Annotated in this window: 19 protein-coding genes; 16 read left to right on the top strand and 3 right to left on the bottom strand. The window is 50.8% G+C overall.

Features of this window, described 5'->3' with window-relative positions; translation table 11 throughout:
* From V3U24_00470 to V3U24_00460, 3 genes are all read right to left on the bottom strand, one after another.
* Positions 1–1,506: MXAN_6640 family putative metalloprotease (locus V3U24_00470; protein MEE9165926.1), on the bottom strand; the 1,506-nt coding region annotated here is incomplete at its 3' end.
* Between the two features lie 23 nt (positions 1,507–1,529).
* Positions 1,530–1,700 (bottom strand): hypothetical protein, encoded by a 171-nt coding sequence (locus tag V3U24_00465; protein ID MEE9165925.1) that lies wholly within the window; start codon positions 1,698–1,700, stop codon positions 1,530–1,532.
* The gene (locus V3U24_00460; GenBank protein ID MEE9165924.1) at positions 1,697–2,356 is read right to left on the bottom strand and encodes a hypothetical protein; all 660 of its coding nucleotides are present in this window, start codon (positions 2,354–2,356) and stop codon (positions 1,697–1,699) included. The genes V3U24_00465 and V3U24_00460 overlap by 4 nt, the downstream gene beginning before the upstream one ends.
* 95 nt (positions 2,357–2,451) lie before the next feature.
* Here V3U24_00460 and V3U24_00455 point away from each other — a divergent pair, with 95 nt between their 5' ends.
* The 16 genes from V3U24_00455 to V3U24_00380 form a co-directional block, all read left to right on the top strand.
* Positions 2,452–4,230, top strand: coding sequence for a tetratricopeptide repeat protein (locus V3U24_00455; GenBank protein ID MEE9165923.1), 1,779 nt, complete (start codon positions 2,452–2,454; stop codon positions 4,228–4,230).
* Between the two features lie 53 nt (positions 4,231–4,283).
* A complete protein-coding gene (locus tag V3U24_00450; GenBank protein MEE9165922.1) occupies positions 4,284–5,456 on the top strand; it encodes a hypothetical protein in 1,173 nt (390 codons plus the stop codon).
* An 88-nt stretch (positions 5,457–5,544) separates the two neighbouring features.
* Positions 5,545–6,630, top strand: coding sequence for a flavodoxin-dependent (E)-4-hydroxy-3-methylbut-2-enyl-diphosphate synthase (ispG, locus tag V3U24_00445; protein ID MEE9165921.1), 1,086 nt, complete (start codon positions 5,545–5,547; stop codon positions 6,628–6,630).
* A 16-nt stretch (positions 6,631–6,646) separates the two neighbouring features.
* Positions 6,647–7,084 (top strand): hypothetical protein, encoded by a 438-nt coding sequence (locus V3U24_00440; protein ID MEE9165920.1) that lies wholly within the window; start codon positions 6,647–6,649, stop codon positions 7,082–7,084.
* An 81-nt stretch (positions 7,085–7,165) separates the two neighbouring features.
* On the top strand, positions 7,166–7,366 hold the full coding sequence (locus V3U24_00435) for a hypothetical protein (GenBank protein ID MEE9165919.1): 201 nt from the start codon (positions 7,166–7,168) through the stop codon (positions 7,364–7,366).
* 5 nt (positions 7,367–7,371) lie between these two features.
* Positions 7,372–8,925, top strand: coding sequence for a YifB family Mg chelatase-like AAA ATPase (locus V3U24_00430; GenBank protein ID MEE9165918.1), 1,554 nt, complete (start codon positions 7,372–7,374; stop codon positions 8,923–8,925).
* 66 nt (positions 8,926–8,991) lie between these two features.
* Positions 8,992–10,029 (top strand): mechanosensitive ion channel family protein, encoded by a 1,038-nt coding sequence (locus V3U24_00425; protein MEE9165917.1) that lies wholly within the window; start codon positions 8,992–8,994, stop codon positions 10,027–10,029.
* Between the two features lie 49 nt (positions 10,030–10,078).
* Positions 10,079–11,422: an amino acid permease gene (locus V3U24_00420; GenBank protein MEE9165916.1), complete on the top strand. Its 1,344-nt coding sequence runs from the start codon at positions 10,079–10,081 to the stop codon at positions 11,420–11,422.
* 30 nt (positions 11,423–11,452) lie between these two features.
* Complete coding sequence (locus V3U24_00415; GenBank protein MEE9165915.1) at positions 11,453–11,890, top strand: dUTP diphosphatase; 438 nt, start codon at positions 11,453–11,455, stop codon at positions 11,888–11,890.
* A 254-nt stretch (positions 11,891–12,144) separates the two neighbouring features.
* Positions 12,145–12,435 carry a co-chaperone GroES gene (locus V3U24_00410; protein ID MEE9165914.1) on the top strand — a complete coding sequence of 97 codons (291 nt, stop codon included), beginning with the start codon at positions 12,145–12,147 and terminating at the stop codon, positions 12,433–12,435.
* 67 nt (positions 12,436–12,502) lie between these two features.
* Positions 12,503–14,122 (top strand): chaperonin GroEL, encoded by a 1,620-nt coding sequence (groL, locus tag V3U24_00405; protein MEE9165913.1) that lies wholly within the window; start codon positions 12,503–12,505, stop codon positions 14,120–14,122.
* Positions 14,123–14,583: 461 nt separating this feature from the next.
* On the top strand, positions 14,584–14,949 hold the full coding sequence (gene folB, locus V3U24_00400; protein MEE9165912.1) for a dihydroneopterin aldolase: 366 nt from the start codon (positions 14,584–14,586) through the stop codon (positions 14,947–14,949).
* On the top strand, positions 14,924–15,454 hold the full coding sequence (folK, locus tag V3U24_00395) for a 2-amino-4-hydroxy-6-hydroxymethyldihydropteridine diphosphokinase (protein MEE9165911.1): 531 nt from the start codon (positions 14,924–14,926) through the stop codon (positions 15,452–15,454). The genes folB and folK overlap by 26 nt, the downstream gene beginning before the upstream one ends.
* The gene (locus V3U24_00390; protein ID MEE9165910.1) at positions 15,451–16,098 is read left to right on the top strand and encodes a deoxynucleoside kinase; all 648 of its coding nucleotides are present in this window, start codon (positions 15,451–15,453) and stop codon (positions 16,096–16,098) included. Before folK ends, V3U24_00390 begins: the two co-directional genes overlap by 4 nt.
* Complete coding sequence (locus V3U24_00385; protein ID MEE9165909.1) at positions 16,095–16,268, top strand: hypothetical protein; 174 nt, start codon at positions 16,095–16,097, stop codon at positions 16,266–16,268. Before V3U24_00390 ends, V3U24_00385 begins: the two co-directional genes overlap by 4 nt.
* 27 nt (positions 16,269–16,295) lie before the next feature.
* On the top strand, positions 16,296–16,691 hold a 396-nt coding region (locus V3U24_00380; GenBank protein ID MEE9165908.1), incomplete at its 3' end, for an alcohol dehydrogenase catalytic domain-containing protein.

The following is a 16,691-nucleotide window of genomic DNA, read 5'->3' as shown; positions in this document are numbered from 1 at the left end:
CAGGTTCAGGGAATAATAATAACCGAGGTTGTCACTTGTATCCGTCACTACAGCGATAACCAGATCTTCCACATTGGGTGGGACATCCACGATGAAGCTCATACCGATATCGTAGACGAGAATGGAGCCCAGACCCCTTTTGACGATTCCCATCACTTGATACCGCGGTTCATCTTTACCGGGTGAAAACTTTACCTCCAGGGGACCTTCGGAGGCGGTCACTTTGATATAGTGGCTAGCATTGTGCATCAGAATGCCCGAGTTGTGGCTGAATTGGTGTTCAGATTCAGTGAGAAGGATCGAGTCTCTATATTCAGGACGGATGCCAAAAAGTCTGTAATCGTCCGCCTCTTCATATGAGTACTCACCAACGCCGGGATCCGAGGAAAGAACTTCATTCGCAATGACCATTGACGTGAAGGCCTTGTTGAAACTTTCTCCCAGGTCCCTCAAGACCGCATCGATGGTCGATATGCTGTGATCGCCACGCTGGCTATCATTGTCGATACTTTTTTCGAATATCTTTCGAATGGTTGCGTGACCTCCCATATGTTCAGACAGGTATCTGAAGAAGATCCAGCTGCCGTACCAGTGTGTTGCGCTGTCGTAGTTCAGGGCCAACTCAGGATTTCCAAACCACTCCTCCAAATACTGAAAACTGTCATTGATATCGTCGTAAACTTCATCTTCCATCCAGGTCGCCGTAGCTTCAAGCATCCACGTCGACTCCCATCCGTCATATCCTAACTGGATGGCGTGGAAGAACTCGTGGGCGGCTGTCACGCGAATCGATTCAAGCTCCAGGTAAGGAAATCCATCATAGTTGTTACGCACAACGAGGTAACTCGTGGAGGCATTCTTTTCTTTCACGGTTGAGTATTCATTGTCCCCCGATTGATTACTTGCGGGGAATTCCCACTGCGTGTACCCGTATACGTTTTCTCCCAGCCTCTTTAGGTAGATATCGTAAAGACTGTTTCCTCCATTGTCATCATACCAATTGTCGCTCGGAGGCCTCGTATATCCGTAGAGATCCAATTCCAGTTCAGCCACTTCGTCAAAAGTCGACGCCATGGTGTGAACATAGTCGGGGATGCCATCGGCATCGGCATCTGCAGGGTCCACTCCATTCTCACCCTCCATGGTGAAGTGAAATCGGAAAATTCCCATGTCAAAATGCCTGTCGAGACCTGACGGTCGAAAAAGGCCGGGTACGGACCGGTCAAAATCGACCCCCATAGAGGTAAGTGTTGTAACGGCCGAAGGAGAAAGAAGAGAATGGTTTTCTCCAAGGAATCTAAGTACGTGTGTTCCACATTTAATGGGTTCCGGGGAAAGATATTTCATCTCCGGATATGGGGTCTTGACGAGTCGCGCAACCTGTTGGATCATCAGGTCGTCAAGAGAAAGTTCCCCGATCATGTAGTCCGATTTCAGGCGATCGAGGTCGTCAACTGCCCATGAAAGAGACGTTGAAAGAACGAGACACAGAACGGGTCGTTTCATCTCATCAGTCAATGAAAAACCGCTTATGTTTTTCTTGAATGATTTGCCCGCTTCCCTTTCTTGTTAGTGCCTCTGCCACGCTTCTTCTCTTCGTCTCTGAGTCTCTTCTTGCTCAGCCAGAACCGGATGAAGAGGCCGAAAATGATGATGCCTATGGCGTAAAATACGGCAAAGTATGGAAGTGTCGATTTCACGGGTCCGTATAACCCTGGTCTCCCCCTGGTGTGGCTTTCTTGATAGAAATGTATCCAGCGACGATGATAGCGGAGCCTCCGATGAACTCTGCGCTGTTTGAATCGATTAATCCAGCCAACACCAATCCACTGCCTGCCAGAATCAATGCATGGGGGAGGCGTTGAGTGAATTGTGCCGTCCTGGATTCTGTTTTCGATTCATCGATTTCTACCTCATCGCCTTTCCTCGAGCTAAGCCTGTCGAGAGTCCCCAGAACCTCAGCGACAGGGGAACGGAGGGTAATCATGACCTCATCACCGGAAGGGGAGACGCCAATGTCGGGGGACTCCATGGCGCGTGAAAGTTTGAAATCCAGTTGCACGGCGTCCGGGAACGAGTGAGCTTCAAACCGTGAGACTGTTCCCGTTCTCAGAACAGGCCACCGGTGATTCGTATCAATCGCTGTTTCCAGAAGGGTTACGTAAAGCCAGCCAGATTGAGATATCCAGGCAGTGACCTGGGAAGAGCTGACAGCACCCGTTATCCCAATCCGAATAACGGTCCCGTTTGCCTTCTCCTCAACGGCGACACCGTGGATCTGGGAGGCCTGTGTCGTGGGCTGAGAATTGAGTAACGTGAGCAGTGCCAAGCCGACAAAGCCACGAACATTGATCATTCTTTCTTCTCCTGGACCATTGGAGGTGAATTCGAAAAATATTCCTTTAATTTTGCCGGGCACATTGTATATTTGGGCAAATGGGACAGCAGAACATGAATCGGCCACTGCGTTTTCTGGTCCATCTACTCATTGTTGGCATCTACGGGACGGTGCTTCCGGAGACTAATTCTTCGATCGATGTTTCTTCTTCATTTTCACAATCTTCCTCGAATCAGCGTACGACGAAATCAACCCGGGAAAGTCCTTCCAGTGCTCAGAAATCAAGAAAATCCCGGTCACAGGAGTCATCAAAAAAGAAAAGTGCCAGCCAGGAATCATCATCCTCCAAAACAGTTTCTCGCGCAAGAGCGTACTTTAATAGAGCCAAGAAGAAATTAAAAGCCAAGAATTACGAAGGCGCCTTGCAAGATTTTCAGAGGTCAGAAAAGCTTCATCCCAACAAAACTACGAAGTCGTACATAGCGAAACTCGGTCCCATTGTCAAAAAAAGAGCCGCGGCCCGGCCAGAAAAGTCTGTGGCATCAGCCGAGCGGCCCGCCAAGAGTGAGCGTGGAGCCCGTCAGGGCGGATCCGTGCCTGTTCAACCCAAAAGTATCTACGAAGTTTCTGACAATATCTACAGGCTAACCCATGAGCTTGATAATCTTGTGGAAAGAATGGGAAAGGCACAACAAACGTTGAAACCTCTGGACCGGGGCCGGCGCGTGAAAGAAGAGGGAGAAAGGCTGGAAAGAGCGGAAAAGAGGGCCACGGACGAACCCGGCGACGGACATACGCAGAGGGAATTGGCCCTGGCATACGAGCGGAAAGGGTTCTACGCCAAGGCGAAGGATATTTATCTGCGGCTCATTGCTACCGATCCAACGAACTCGGATTACCACTTCTATCTGGGATCGCTGTTTTCAAGAATGGGCCAATCCCAGAATGCCAGATTCGCTTACGAAGAGGCATTGGAGATAAGTCCTGATCACAGGGCGACCCTCGATGCTCTGTCCTATTTGGCCGATGACGCAGACGGCGGTGACATGGCAAGGGAGTTGATTCAAAAGGCTTCCCATCTTGAACCTGAAGGACCTGCCCACCTTATGAAGGAGGTAAGAGAGCAATTGAGTTCCGGGTCATTCCAGGATGCCATTTCACTGGTGGAGGAGGCGAGACAGCGATTCCCTTCGAATTCTGTGTTTCCTTTCTTACAGGGTCAAGCTCATGAGGCGACGGGAGATCTGGAGAATGCCAAGAAGTCTTACAGGTTGAGCATGACTCTGAACAGAATCGATTCTTCGCCGGCTATGGCCCTTGCCGACCTCTACTTCGATCAGGGAAACTATCTTTACGCGGCGGTCACTTACGAGAGCGCTCTAACCTCCAATCCCAGGGATACAGATCTCAGGTTCAAACAGGGCCTCAGTTATTTCAGGGCTTTCGAATGGGGCAAGGCTTCCTCGGCCTGGGAGGATCTTTTGCGCTACGCTCCGGGTCATCAAGAGGTCCGCAACCTTCTGCCCCAGGTATATTACGTTTTGAGTCTTGAGTACAACAGAAATGGTTTCTCAGATTTGAGCCGACGTTCTTTCGCCAACGCGCTGGCGGTGAACCCAAGATCCGAAGAATGGATTGAGGGGGCTCTCAAGACTGCTGGCGAATACTATCGTGGAAGCGGTCTCTTCAGGAATGCACTGGGCGCCTACCAGGATGCCATCGATATTGATCCGTCAGATGCGGAAAACTATACCGGCCTCGGTGTCACGTATTGGTATATGGGAGAAAGGGAGATGGCCGTTGCTGCCTGGCAGAAGAGCCTTAATCTCCAGCCCGAGGACAACAGTGCCCGGGGGTGGCTTATACTGGCCAACCGCGGCCCGGGGTCCTGATCCCGTTCTATCAGAATTTACTGCCTCACCTCTGATTTATTGAAATCCTGCGTGTGATACAGCTTAGAAGCAACACGCTTATCCTGGGAACCATCCTGATTCTTTCCGGTCTGCTTACCCCCGGTACCGGGATCGCTGAAGGGGACTCCAAATGGGTAGGAGACGAACTCGTGTGGGAGGGAATTGATGCATTCTATAACTATGAATTCGACCGGGCTGTCACGGTCCTCACCACGGGGCGGAAAGAATTCCCCGCCCACCCGACTGTTCACCTTACCTGGGCAGTTTCCTTATGGCTGAAAGCCCAGATGTACGATGGTATTGAGGAGAGTCAGGAAGTGCTTATGCGATCGCTCGATGAAGTTATCCCGGTTTATGAGAATCTCCTTCGCCGCTCTCCGGGGGATCCCCATTATCGATTGTACCTGTTTTCAGCCAGGGGTTTGAGAACCCGTGTCCATTTGGGAAGAAAGGAGTGGTTCTCGGTGATAATCCAGGGAATCAAAGGCTACCGTGGCGTGGCTTCAGTTCACCGTGAGAATCCGGAACTGTGGGATGCCTATTTTCCCATAGGAATGTTGAATTACTACGCTGGAATCAGTTCTCCCATTGTCCGTTTCCTGGCGGGACTGATGGGCGTCAATAGTGGCAAAGAGGAGGGTTTCGAACAGATTCGTACCGCCGCAGCCAAGGGCAAATACTCCTGGATCGAGGCCAATCTCACCCTGATTTTTATTCACCTGTGGGTGGATGATGATTACGAGTCGGCTCTTCCCCTTGCGGAGAAAATGAGGGTCGTGTCACCGCAAAGCATTTACAATCAGCATCTCTATTCAGAGTCTCTGATGCGGGTGGGAAAACTCGAGGAGGCGGGGAGGAATCTGAATTTCACATTTCGGTTGGCAGAAGATTTACCCGACGTGGGAAAGAGGGGATGGCTGCCGACCCTTAAATACCAGAGAGCGCTACTTGAATTCTACCGGGAAAGATATGACAGTTCCATGGCGTGGGTGACGGCGTCCATTGAGGAATTCCAGACAGAACTGGATACGCCCCTCGGATTTGGATATGTCCTGAGGGGGAACATTCACGACCTGAAAGGGGAGCGGAAGAGGGCTGTCGAGGACTACCGCTCCGCACTGGCTCTTGGTAACTACACATCGGCCATGAAGCACGCACGTACGTATCTTGAAACTCCTTTTCAGTTGCCTCCGTCCGGCCGGTGAAATCGTGTGACGATCCTCTATGGTGACGGCAACCTCATTTCAATTGGTTTTTCGTGGTGTCGGTGATAACTTTTTCCAACCTAATCTAATGGACTTCACAAAACAGATTCAGCGCAGAGAGACGCGTCAGGTGAAAGTGGGAGACGTTCCCATCGGGGGAGGTGCCCCCATTTCGGTTCAATCCATGACCACTTCGAAGACGCACGATGTCACGGCAACGCTTAAGGAGATTGATCGGTTGGAGGAGGCAGGATGCCAGATTATTCGCGTAACCGTTCCCGACGAAAGAGCCGCCAAAGCTCTTCCCGAGATCAGAAAGCGGATGAACGTACCGCTGGTTGCTGACATTCATTTCAACTACCGCATGGCGCTGGCGGCGGCGGATGCAGGGGCGGACAAGATCAGGATCAATCCCGGAAATATTGGGAAACGGGACCGTGTAGAAGCTGTCCTGGACAAGGTGAAAAGTGTGGGACTTCCTATCCGGATTGGTGTGAATGCTGGCAGCCTGGAGAAAGATCTCCTGGAAAAGTACGGATATCCGACCCCCCGTGCCATGGTGGAAAGTGCAGAACGACACATTCGGATCTGTAAGGAATTCGACTTTGAGGATATTGTTGTTTCTTTGAAATCTTCTGACGTCAGGCTCATGGTTGAGTCTTACCGTCTCTTTTCCATCATGTACGATTATCCTCTGCACCTGGGTGTCACGGAAGCGGGACCGTCCCGTAGCGGTACCATCAAGTCTTCGGTGGGACTTGGAACGCTTCTGGCAGACGGCATCGGAGACACCATTCGGGTTAGTTTGACCGATGATCCCGTGGAGGAGGTCAGGGTCGGTTTTGAAGTTCTCAAATCTCTCGGTCTTGCCAGTCGTGGTGTCACCATCATTGCGTGCCCCACCTGCGGGCGTCTGGAGGTAGACCTTTTCAGGATTGCTGCAGAAATGGAAGACAAATTGAAGGATGTGAAAACGCCCTTGTCGCTGGCTCTCATGGGATGTGCGGTGAATGGTCCGGGTGAAGCCGCGCACGCGGATATTGGTATTGCCTTTGGCACAGGGGGAGGCCTCATCTATCAGAACGGGAAGAAACTTGGAAAGGTGGATGAATCCAACGTTATCGATCGACTGATAGAAATGATCGATAACGGAATTGCCGAGAATCCGAAATAGTGGCAGGAGAAAACGTGTGAAATCATTCTTTGTGTCGGTGTTGTCCGTTCTATCCTTCGTGACTTTTCTTCACGGTCAAAAAGACTATTCGCCCATTGTCCTCTATTGGAAAACACTTGAGCCCACCGAAAAGGAACTATATCTTTTTTCTTACCTGACACAGATGTACGACACCCACACGTCTCTCATAAAGGAGACGGGAAGGGGTGATCTGACGAAGTGGTATTATGAAAACAGGGCGGAATTAGCCTATAACGTTCTTGATCTTCTTCAGGAGAAGGAGATCTCGAAGTTCATAGAATGGATTGACGATTTCTACAGTCAGGATGAGTTCAAGGAACAGCCGTTCCACGAGGCATTGAGGTACGCATACGCCCGGTCACAGGCCAAGGGACAGACCCTTTTTGAACAATACGAAAGTCTTTTTGAGAAGACTGAAAGCAAACCTGACTGAGTTTGATTCTAGTCCATTTATCAGCCGCCTTGCCCGCTCCCGACCCTTCGGGAAGGAGGGCAGGCGTGGCTAGTTACTCAGGTGAGATTTCTTATACCCAAGTTCATTGAAGATTGGCGGTCAATTTTTCGCGAAGGCGGATTCAGGCTGCTACTTCGCAGGAAAGGGTGGCGGGTGCTGGGTGCCTTTTTTCTGTTTTATCTGACCAGGGACACTTTGATCTACATAGTGCTTCCATTTCTGGCGGTAAAGGGACTCATATCGTGTCCCGGTAAGGTGTAATTTTGATGCACGCAAAGGTCCTCTCAAGTGCGATCCTCGGAATAGACGCCTACAGGGTGGAGATCGAGGCGAATTTAACCGCTTCTCCCATACCGAAATTCACCACCGTGGGTCTGCCGGAAGGCGCGGTGAAGGAAAGCAAGGAACGGGTCGTAACGGCCATTAAGAATTCAGGGTTTCGATTTCCAAGTAAGAAAACCATCGTTAATCTGGCCCCTGCCGACATCCGGAAGGAAGGGAGCGCATTCGATCTTCCCATCGCCATTGGTATACTGGCCGCTCTTGGAGAGGTGGAGGGGACCTATCTGGAAAACCTGTGGCTTCTGGGGGAACTTTCCCTCGACGGACTGTTGCGACCAGTGCGGGGTGCCCTCCCTATCGCCATTTCTGCCGCACAGAAGGGTGTGAGTGGCCTGATTGTACCGGAGGAGAATGCCAAGGAAGCTGCCGTAGCCGACGGGATTAAAGTAGCCGGTGCGAAATCACTTAAACAAGTGGTTGAGGTGTTAAATGGAACTTCTTCTATTGTTCACACTCAGATCGATCTGAAGGAACTATTCAGGGCAAGCCTGCGATACGATGTCGATTTTGAGGATGTGAGGGGACAGGAGCAAGTGAAGCGGGCTCTCGAGGTATCGGCGGCAGGAGGCCACAATGCCATTTTGATCGGACCTCCGGGTTCGGGAAAGACCATGCTGTCCAAGCGGCTGCCGACCATCCTTCCTCATCTCACGCTCGATGAGGCGCTGGAAACGACGAAGATCCATTCGGTGGCGGGAGTTCTTTCGAAAGATACGGGATTGATTGCGACGCGCCCCTTCCGGTCACCCCACCACACCATCAGTGATGCGGGACTTATTGGTGGGGGAACCATACCAAAGCCCGGTGAAGTAAGCCTGGCTCATCACGGAATCCTCTTTCTCGATGAACTTGCGGAGTTCAAGAGAAATGTTCTGGAAGTCATGCGTCAGCCCATGGAAAACAGGGAGGTGACCATTTCCAGGGCGGCTGTGTCGGTGAGCTATCCGTCAAATTTCCAGCTTGTGGCTGCGATGAACCCATGTCCCTGCGGTTATGCCACAGATCCCAACAACGAGTGCTCCTGCACACCCCAGATGATTCAGAAGTACATGGGGCGCATCTCGGGTCCGTTGTTCGACAGGATCGATCTTCACGTCGAGGTACCTACCGTTTCCTTTTCAGAGCTGTCCGAGAAGCCCGCCGGTGAAAAATCTGAAGCAATTCGAGAACGAGTGGAACGAGCACGGGAGATTCAATTGGACAGGTTCAAAGCTATCGATGGAAAATACTGCAATGCTCACATGGAGAGTAAGGAGATTCGCCGATTCTGTCGAATCGACAGCCCAGGGAAGAAACTGCTGAAATCGGCTATGGAAAAGCTCGGTCTTTCTGCTCGCGCCTACGATCGAATCCTGAAGATGGGCAGAACGATTGCTGATCTGGAAAGCAAACCGGAAATCGAGCCATCGCACCTGGCCGAAGCCATTCAGTACCGGAGCCTGGACAGGCAGATGTGGGTACTGGACTACGAAGCCTGACGGACTTGCGAAGTAATTGTTTGCCTATTCGTGGCTCCGTAAATCAGGCATAATTTTGGAGGTGGAGTGCTGTCTCAGTTAGAAGGTGTCACCAAATATCTGATCCCGTCGGGGATTATTTTAGGCAGCCTGATCTTGGGCTGGCTTTTTCGAACATACGTCCACCGTCGTTTAATAACCCTGGCGCAGCGGACGAGGTGGAGAGGCGACGATATTATCCTGAAAGCCGTGCAGTCATCCGTACTGCTCTGGCTACTTTTGGGTGGATTCTATCTCGCGATGGAGAATTCTCCTCTATCCCCTCAACTTGTCCGCACACTCCAGACCGTTGTGGCTACCCTGATAATCCTGTCAGTTACTCTCGCCGTGTCGAGGATTGCGGTGGGGTTGTTGCAGCTCTACTCGGAAAGTACGGGTGGTGCCCTGCCATCCACCAGCATGTTTGCCAATCTGGCCCGGATCATTGTTATTGCAATCGGCTTCTTGATTCTATTCCAGACTTTGGGAGTGTCCATTACACCGCTGTTAACGGCACTGGGCATTGGGGGCCTCGCCATTTCCCTCGCCCTGAAGGATACCCTTTCGGATTTCTTCGCGGGCCTGCACATACTCCTTTCCGGAAAATTGAAGCCCGGAGACATAGTGGCCCTTGAGAGTGGGGAGAGGGGGACCGTAGAAAATATTTCCTGGAGGGACACCAACATTCGAGACCGGGAGGACAATCTTATCATTATTCCAAACTCACGCGTGTCCACGGCCCTCATAACCAACTTCGACGTACCAGCTAAAGAAATGGCCGTGAGGGTAATCTGCGGTATCAGTTATGACAGCGATCTAGAACACGCGGAACGTGTCACCCTCGATGTTGCGAAGGAAGTGATGGAGAACGTCCCCGGTGGCGTTCCTGGATCGGAACCGGGCATGAGGTTCACCAGTTTCGGGGAGTCAAGTATCGATTTTCGCGTCTCGCTGAGGGCCACTGACTATGCGGGTCGACACGCCGTCGTTCATGAATTCATAAAACGCCTTCATACACGGTTCAAGGAGGAAGGGATCAATATCCCCTTTCCCATCCGAACCATCTACCAACAAAACGCTAAGTAGATTTCAACCACCGGTTCGCGGGGATCGGGGGTCAGGCAGGTCCATTCTATTGCACACCGAATCTCCCAGGCGCATCATAAATGCTTTCGATGCCGCGTCTATTGTGACCGGGAGCATGATCGGCTCGGGTGTTTTTCTCCTCGCCGGGTATGCCGCCTCCCCCGTCTCCGGAGGCGTCTCATTCATGCTCGCCTGGGTCTTTGGAGGACTCATGGCATTGTGGGGGACTGCCACCACGGCGGAGCTGGCAACGAAGTTTCCTCACACAGGGGGCGATTTTCTCTATCTTCGCCGTGTTTACGGACGATATCCAGCTTTCCTTTATGGATGGATGAGTCTTGCGATTTTTCAGAGCGGTTCCATTGGCATTCTTGCCGTGTTTTCCGCAAGGTACGCCCTTGAAATTATCCCCTTCCTGAAATCGGCAGATACGTCTGCAGAATCTCTTGCGTCATTCATCATCGTTTTCTACACCCTTCTCCACAGTCTCAGAGTAACCGTGGGAGCGCGTTTTCAGTCGGTATTGACTCTACTGAAGGCGGTAGGCATTCTGCTTCTGGGCTATGTTCTTTTCACCGCCACCGGTGAAGTGAAACCGGGAGCGGGATCTCCTTTCGAACCGGCATCGCCCATGGGAGGATTTGCTAGGGCTCTCGTTCCCATCTTTTTTGCGTACAGTGGCTGGAATGCCGTGGGTTACGTGGCGGGAGAAGTGAAAAACCCCGGTAGAGCCCTGCCCATAGCATTCATTGCTGGAACCGTCACAACTCTGGTGCTCTATCTTTTTGTTAACGGTGCATTTCTCTCTGCGATGGGAATCGATGCCATGCGCGGTGATCCCATGGTACCCTTGTCGGCATTGAGGTCGGTTTCGACCCGGGGCTGGGAACTATTCCTCACTGCGCTCATATTCGTGAGTGTTTTCAGTTCGCTGTCGGTTGCCGTGCAAGTGGGCGCCCGGGTTGTGCAGTCTATGGGAGAACATGGTGTCTTTTTCAAAAAAGTGGCACACGTTCAACCGACCCTCGGCACTCCTGTCGTAGCTCTGGTCCTCCAGGGAGTGTGGAGCATTGTACTTATTCATCTACTGGACCTCGAAAAACTTGTAGATTCGACCACTGTTGTCATGGTGCTATTTTCCGCACTGACCATTTCCACGGTATTCAGGGCACGCAAAATGGAAGAGATTGATACGAAACACAAGAGGGACCGGTTTCAGACCCCGGCCTACCCATGGATTCCCATTGCGTACATCATAAGCTGCCTGTTTATTTCTGTTGGCGTTATTCAGTTTTATCTTTCCCAGAGAAGCTTTTTGCCTTTCTTGGGATTTCTGTTCGTGGCGTCGGGCACCGTTGTCTTCCTGATATGGAGAAAGGTGGTGGGAGAATAGGGTGAATCTGGCTTTGGAAAGGGGATAGTTATGCATCTGAAGATGAAAGCCTTTTCGCGTCGCGTGGAAGAGATGTACCGAAAACATGGTCATTTCCATCCGGGGGATGCCGGTCTCGACCTTTTCGTTGTTGAACAAACAACGTTCCTTCCCGGCGAAACAAAGCCGGTCCGCTTCCACATTGCCTGCGAATCGGAGAAAGGAGAACCGTATCTTTTGGTGCCCCGGTCGAGTATCTCGAAAACACCGCTGAGAATGTCGAACTCCGTGGGTATAGTCGACAGCGGGTACCGGGGAGAGCTCATCGCATATTGTGACAATATCAAGAACATATCGTACACCCTGAAACCTGGTCAGCGTCTTTTCCAGCTTGTTTCCATGACAGGCTCCCCCGTGGAATTTGAGATTGTAGACGAACTCAGTTCCACCAGCCGGGGAGAAGGTGGATTCGGCAGTACCGGGGAGTAAGAATTCATTTGTTAGCCTGAATTATTCATCAACAAAGATGGAACAGATGTTATCTACAGGTAAAACATATACATATGCATTTGCCCCGTTTTTCCGATGAATAATTCTCCGATTGGTCCCACAATATGAGGGAGGTTAGCACTCTTTGAGTCAGAGTGCCAAAAAGTGTTGATATGGCTCTTGAGAGATTATAAATTCGCCACCTGAAACAAGGGATAGTTATTGAGTTCACTCACAAAGTATAGGAGTTTACAATGGCACTGAAGATTAAGCCCTTATCAGACAGAGTAGTTGTTCAGCCCGCCGAACCCGAGGAAATCTCCGCAGGTGGTATTATTCTTCCGGACACCGCGCAGGAAAAGCCTCAACAGGGAACCGTGGTTGCCGTGGGTCCAGGAAAATACAGTGATGCAGGTACGTTGATTGAGATGACGCTCAAGAAAGGTGCCAAGATTCTTTACGGCAAGTATTCCGGGACTGAGGTCACTATTGACAACACAGAATACAGTATCATGCGAGAGAGTGACGTTCTCGCTATCTTATGAATGAAATGTCCGAAGGATCATAGCAGATGAATCCTTGGAACGGATAAGAGAAAAAGGAGATTGACTAATGGCGAAACAAATTGAATTCGGTTCAGATGCGAGAAGGGCATTGAAAAGAGGCGTTGACAAGCTGGCGAAGGCGGTAAGAGTTACACTTGGGCCCAAGGGTCGAAATGTGGTTCTGGAAAAGAAATTCGGTGCCCCGACCTCAACGAAGGATGGGGTAACGGTTGCGAAAGAGATCGAGCTTGAAGACCCTCTTGAGAATATGGGAGCTCAGATGCTTCGTGAGGTGGCGTCGAAAACGTCGGATGTGGCGGGTGACGGTACCACGACCGCGACCGTCATTGCCCAGGCCATTGTTACCGAAGGAATGAGGAATGTCGCAGCGGGGGCCAATCCCATGGACATCAAGCGTGGTATCGATGCGGCGGTAAAAGTTGTGGTGGAAGGACTCAAGGAGCAAAGTCTGGATCTTCCCGGAAAGCAGGAGATAACCCAGGTGGCGTCCATTTCCGCGAACAATGATCCTGAGATTGGCAAACATATTGCCGACGCAATGGAAAAAGTTGGTAAGGACGGAGTTATCACTGTGGAAGAAGCAAAGGCGATGGAAACAACAGTTGAGGTGGTTGAAGGGATGCAATTCGACCGCGGGTACGTGTCGCCTTACTTTGTAACCGATTCCGAGTCGATGGAGGTGGTCCTGGAGGATGTTCACATTCTTATCCATGATAAGAAAATCAGTACCATGAAAGACCTCCTACCGATCCTCGAAAAATCCGCCCAGGCAGGCAAGAGTCTTCTGGCAATCGCAGAAGATATCGAGGGGGAGGCCCTGGCCACTCTCGTTGTCAATAAATTGAGAGGCACTTTGAAAGTTGCCGCAGTGAAAGCGCCCGGATTCGGGGATCGAAGAAAGGCGATGCTGCAGGACATAGCGGTTCTTACGGGTGGCACGGTCATTTCCGAGGAACAGGGCTACAAGCTCGAGAACGCGACTCTCGCGTACCTCGGATCTGCGAAACGCATCGTGATCGATAAGGATAACGCTACCATCATCTCCGGTGCCGGTGACAAAGACATGATTAAGGCCCGCATCAACGAAATCAAGGTACAGATTGAAAAAACCACGTCGGACTATGACAAGGAGAAGCTGCAGGAGCGTCTCGCTAAGCTATCCGGTGGGGTGGCAGTACTGAATGTGGGCGCGGCCACGGAAGTGGAGATGAAGGAGAAGAAGGCCCGTGTCGAGGATGCCCTGCATGCCACAAGAGCGGCCGTGGAAGAAGGGATTATTCCCGGTGGTGGTGTAGCTTTGCTTCGGACTCTGAATAAACTGGATAAGATAAAAGTTCCTGGCGAGCAGCAGGTGGGAGTCGAGATCGTCCGCCGGGCTCTCGAGGAACCGCTCCGGTGGATTGCGGCGAATGCGGGTCACGAATCTTCCATTGTCGTTCAAGAAGTGATGAAGGGGAAGGGTGACTACGGTTTTGACGCCCAGAATGAGAAGTACGGAAAGTTGCTCGAGGCAGGAATCGTCGATCCGACGAAGGTGGCTCGGGTGGCGGTTGAAAATGCTGCCTCAATCGCCGGATTGCTGCTTACGACTGAAGCTCTGGTGGCTGAGATACCTGAGGAGGAACCTAAAGTACCACCCATGCCACCAGGGGGTGACATGTACTAATTCTCCCCTCGTTACCAGGCACACAATCAGGCCCTGTCCCGAGAATCTGGGATGGGGCTTTTTTCAATTCTTGGAGAGAATTGATAATTGATTATTGACAATTGACTATTGATTATTGACTATTGATAATGGATGAATGGAGAATTGTTCCGTAGGAACTCCTTTGACCCGCAGGGTCTCCTGTGGAGGAGGAGAACTGGAGAGTGAGGTGTGATATCTGATTCGTCTAACCTCTAACGTCTAACCTCTAACGTCGAACGTCGAACGTCCAACGTCTAACCTTCAACGTCTAACCTGGTTACTTGAAACTTGATACTTGTTACTTGAAACTTGATCCTTGAAACTTAGACTTTGATCTTGGTTCTTGGCTTTTGGACCTTGGCTCTTGGAGCTTGGTTCTTACTGACCTTGACTCTCCTCTGTCTGACGCCTAAATTCGATTGATAAAAGGCGAAACTGAAATGGGCAAAATCAGACTTAACAACATGTTATTCTATGGATATCATGGAGTAGACGAATCTGAGCAGGATAGAGGTGGGACGTTCGAAGTCGACTTGGAACTGCGTGCCAGTCTGGCCGACGCGGCGACCTCTGACAGTCTCAAAAGAACAATCGACTATTCCGAAGTCTATCAAACCGTCCATGATTGCTTGACGGACAAGAGGTTTTTTCTTCTCGAAACGCTGGCCGGCCACATTGCCAATTCTATCCTCGAAAAGTACCAGGTGGACAGTGTGCAGGTGAACGTACGGAAGCGTCACGCACCCGTAAAAGGTGTGATGGGCAGTGTGGAGGTCGAGATTGAAAGAGACCGTCACAGCTCCTGAAAGATCAAACGTCTTTTTGAGTATCGGGTCCAATACTGACAATAGACACCATAATTTGGAGGTGGCCCTTTCGGAACTGGAGGCTCATCCCCGTATCTCTGTCCTCACGGTTTCTCAGTTGTATGAAACGGAGCCCTTATACAACAGACTTCAACCCGATTTTCTCAATTGTGCCGTCAGGATAGCTACGGACCTTATGCCTCATAGACTCCTGGTGGAATGTCAGAAGCTTGAGCGTTATATGGGCCGCAGGCCGGCTTCCAGGAAGAACGAGCCGAGAATCGTTGATATCGATATCATTTTTTACGGGGACCTCGTAATTGAGAGTATGAATCTTCGGGTTCCCCACAGACAGTACTCCGAGCGAAGGTTTGTGCTCACTCCCCTCAATGATATTGCTCCTGATTTTGTTTGTCCCGATTCTGGGGAGACGGTGAGAATGACGTTTCAAAAGTGTCCTGACTCCTCAAGAGTGGAACCGTACGCGAGGCCGGACCGGATGTGAAGAATCTTTATTACATCGCAGTTGAAGGTGTGATTGGCGTCGGCAAAACGAGTCTTGCAGAACTTCTCTCCGAACGACTGAGTGCGAAGCTTATCGCGGAGAAATTCGAGGAGAATCCATTCCTTTCTGACTTCTATCGTGATCCCGAACGTTACGCCTTTCAGACGCAGGTATTTTTCTTGTTGAGCAGGTACCGCCAGCAACAGGAACTGCGCCAGATCGACATGTTCCACAAAATGATAATCTCGGACTATATGTTTGTAAAGGATCGACTCTTCGCCTCTCTTAACCTGAACGAAAAAGAAATGTCACTGTATGACACGGTGGCAAATCTTCTGGAAAGAACCGTCATGAGTCCTGATCTAGTGATTTACCTTCAGGCGGATACGGATCGTCTTATTGAGAGAATCATCGACCGGTCCCGGGATTTTGAAAGAAACGTATCGAGAGAGTACATCGATGCTCTTAATCAGGTATACAATGAATTCTTCTTCCGGTACCAGGACAGTCCCCTGTTCATCATCAACACCAACAACATAGATTTCGTGAAGAACGAGGATGATTTGGAAGAAGTTATCCGGTACATTCGTCAACCTGTAAGCGGAACCAAATTCTTCAATCCCACCGTGGACTTTGGGGAATGAAGTATTTCCTTTTCCTTCTTCTCGGTTACGTCACTTTCAGGCTCCTTCGCTCCATATTGCCCCGACTCACCAGGCGAGAATCCGACAACAAGGACAAAAAAGCGTCGGACTCACTGACAATTCGAGAGGAAGACATCCGGGATGCCGAATACAAAGATATCGACCAGTAGCGGGCGGACTCCCTTCTCAACCGGTAAATGAGGGCGGTCCGGATCCACGAGTACGGCGGACCAGAAGTTCTCCGTTGGGAAGAGATCCCTGAACCGGTCTGTCCTGACGGCAAGATCCTCGTTGAAATAAAGGCAGCCTCCATCAACCATCTCGATCTCTGGGTGAGAAAGGGCCTTCCACGCACTCCCCTGCCCATCATCCTTGGAAGCGATGGAAGCGGGGTAGTCACTCAGGTTGGAAGGGGAGCAGAACAGTGGGAAGAGGGGGATGAGGTCATCATTCAACCAGGGACTTACTGCGGTGAATGTACGTTCTGCACCCGGGGAAAAGAGAATTACTGCAAGCAGTACGGGATCCTTGGAGAGACGGAAAACGGAACTCAGTGTGAATTCATGTTGGCGGACACAAGGAATGTGGAAAGA

It is taken from the genome of Candidatus Neomarinimicrobiota bacterium, assembly GCA_036476315.1.
GTDB lineage: Bacteria > Fidelibacterota > Marinisomatia > Marinisomatales > S15-B10 > JAZGBI01.
Note: the sequence above shows the minus strand (reverse complement) of the source record. Positions and strands in the feature narration are given on the sequence as shown.